The organism is Paraburkholderia ultramafica (assembly GCF_902859915.1).
GTDB classification, from domain to species: Bacteria; Pseudomonadota; Gammaproteobacteria; order Burkholderiales; family Burkholderiaceae; genus Paraburkholderia; species Paraburkholderia ultramafica.
In genome coordinates this window covers 1-2853 of the sequence record NZ_CADIKK010000112.1, presented here as the reverse complement: position 1 = coordinate 2853, position 2853 = coordinate 1, and the positions used below count along the sequence as shown (strand labels likewise).

Annotated in this window: 3 protein-coding genes; all 3 read left to right on the top strand. The window is 63.0% G+C overall.

Annotated elements, in window-relative coordinates; translation table 11 throughout:
* Positions 1-690: phosphoadenylyl-sulfate reductase (locus tag HV744_RS36290; protein WP_175154047.1), on the top strand; the 690-nt coding region annotated here is incomplete at its 5' end.
* Positions 691-803: 113 nt separating this feature from the next.
* Positions 804-1766: a sulfate adenylyltransferase subunit CysD gene (gene cysD / locus HV744_RS36285; protein ID WP_175154046.1), complete on the top strand. Its 963-nt coding sequence runs from the start codon at positions 804-806 to the stop codon at positions 1764-1766.
* 21 nt (positions 1767-1787) lie between these two features.
* Positions 1788-2853: sulfate adenylyltransferase subunit 1 (locus tag HV744_RS36280; protein ID WP_175154045.1), on the top strand; the 1066-nt coding region annotated here is incomplete at its 3' end.

Genomic DNA, 2853 nt, shown 5'->3' with positions numbered 1-2853 from the left:
GCGCTGCTCGACTCGATCGCCGCGCGTCACGCGAACGTGAAGCTCGCCAGCAGCCTCGCAGCGGAAGACATGCTGCTCACGCACGCGATCCTGTCGCGCGGCGTGAAGATCGGCATCTTCTCGCTGAACACGGGCCGTCTGCATGCGGAGACGCTCGGCATGATCGACCGCGTGCGCGAACGCTACGGCTACGAGATCGAGCAGTTTCATCCACAGGCCGCGGCCGTGGACGAATACGTCGCTTCGCATGGTCTGAACGCATTCTACGAAAGCGTCGATCTGCGCAAGCGCTGCTGCGAAATCCGCAAGGTCGAGCCGTTGAACCGCGCGCTGTCGGATGTCAGCGCATGGGTGACGGGCCAGCGCCGCGAGCAGTCGGTCACGCGTGCCGAACTGCATGCGGAAGAGCACGATGCCGCGCGCAACATCGCCAAGTTCAATCCGCTGACGGACTGGACCGAGGCCGAAGTGTGGGCTTATTTGAAAGCGTTCGACGTGCCGGTCAATCCGCTGCATGCGCGCGGTTATCCGAGCATCGGCTGCGAGCCGTGTACGCGTGCGATCCGTCCCGGCGAGGATAGCCGGGCAGGGCGCTGGTGGTGGGAGTCGCGCGATACGAAGGAATGCGGACTGCACATCACGACGATTACCCCGATCGCGGTTGACCGCAGCGAAAACGCTTCGGTTTGAGATATCGCTACACCGAGGCCTTGGCTTTCAGTCTGAACACCGCACATACCGATTTGAATACTGCCGCCCGGGCGAGCAACCGTTCGCCGGGCGAATCAACGAAGGACCCAAACATGAGCACCACGCTCGAATCCACTGTGAACGCTCCGCTGGGCAACACCGCAAACCGTATGGATCACCTTGATTGGCTCGAAGCCGAGTCGATTCACATCCTGCGCGAACTGGTTGCGGAATGCAGCAAGCCGGCGCTGCTGTTTTCGGGCGGCAAGGACTCGGTCGTGGTGTTGCACCTCGCGCTGAAGGCCTTCGGCATCGGTGTGAATCGCAAGACCGTGCTGCCGTTCCCGCTGGTGCATATCGACACCGGCCACAACTACGACGAAGTGATCGACTTCCGTGACCGCCGCGCGCAAGAGATCGGCGCTGAACTGGTGGTGGGTCACGTCGAAGATTCGATCAAGCGCGGCACCGTGCGTCTGCGCCGCGAAACGGATTCGCGCAACGCCGCGCAAGCGGTGACGCTGCTCGAAACGATTGAACAGCATGGCTACACCGCGCTGATCGGCGGCGCGCGCCGTGATGAAGAAAAGGCCCGTGCTAAAGAGCGGATCTTCTCGTTCCGCGACGAATTCGGCCAGTGGGATCCGAAGGCGCAACGCCCGGAACTGTGGAGCCTGTACAACGCGCGTCTGCATAACGGCGAACACCTGCGCGTGTTCCCGATCTCGAACTGGACCGAACTCGACGTGTGGCAGTACATCGCCCGCGAACAGCTCGAACTGCCGTCGATCTACTACGCGCATCCACGCGAGATCGTGCGCCGCAACGGCCTGCTCGTGCCGGTCACGCCGCTCACGCCGATGCGCGAAGGCGAGACCAGCGAAACGGCGCTGGTGCGTTTCCGTACGGTGGGCGATATCAGCTGCACGTGCCCGGTGGAAAGCGATGCCGACGATCTCGAGAAGATCATCGCCGAAACGGCCGTGACCGAAATCACGGAACGCGGCGCGACGCGGATGGACGATCAGGTCTCCGAAGCCGCGATGGAACAGCGTAAGAAGCAAGGTTATTTCTAAGCACACGGGGACAAGACAATCATGAGCGGTATTCACCAACCAGAAGACCTCGGCGTGCTGCGTTTCATTACCGCGGGTAGCGTCGACGACGGCAAGAGCACGTTGATCGGCCGCCTGCTGTACGACAGCAAGGCAGTGTTGAGCGACCAGCTCTCGGCGCTGTCGCGCGCGAAGAACAAGCGTACCGTCGGCGATGAGATTGACCTGTCGCTCTTGACCGACGGCCTCGAAGCCGAACGCGAGCAGGGCATCACGATCGACGTCGCTTACCGCTATTTCGCTACGGCCAAGCGCAAGTTCATCATCGCCGATACGCCGGGCCACGAGCAGTACACGCGCAACATGGTGACGGGCGCGTCGACCGCGCACGCGGCGATCATTCTGGTCGACGCGACGCGGGTGACTTTTGTCGACGGCGTCGCGCAACTGCTGCCGCAAACCAAGCGCCATAGTGCGATCGTCAAGCTGCTCGGGTTGCAGCATGTGATCGTCGCGATCAACAAGATGGATCTGGTCGACTACAGCGAAACGCGCTTCAACGAGATTCGCGATGTGTATGTCGAACTCGCGCGTCAACTGGGTCTGAGCGACGTGCGCTTCGTGCCGGTGTCGGCGTTGAAGGGCGATAACATCGTGACGGCGAGCGAAAGCATGCCGTGGTACGCGGGCGAGCCGCTGCTGGACGTGCTCGAAGCGCTGCCGGTCGAGATTCCGACGGGCCAGGCGCTGCGTTTCCCGGTGCAGTGGGTGGCGCGTCAGGACGGCAGCCAGGCCGACGATTTCCGCGGCTACATGGGCCGCGTCGAAGCCGGCGAAGTGAAGGTTGGCGACACGATCGTCGTGCTGCCGGCCAATCGCGAAGCGACGGTCGCCGAGATCATTGCGCCGGTGGTGGGTGGCACGGCGCAGGTGGATCGCGCGTTTGCCGGCCAGACGGTGACGATCCGTCTCGCGGAAGACGTCGACGTGTCGCGCGGCGACACCTTCGTGCTGCGTGAAGCGGCACCGGAGCCGGCGAAGAAGCTGGAAGCCGACCTGTGCTGGTTCGACGACACGCCGCTGTCGACGCAACGCAAGTATCTGCTCA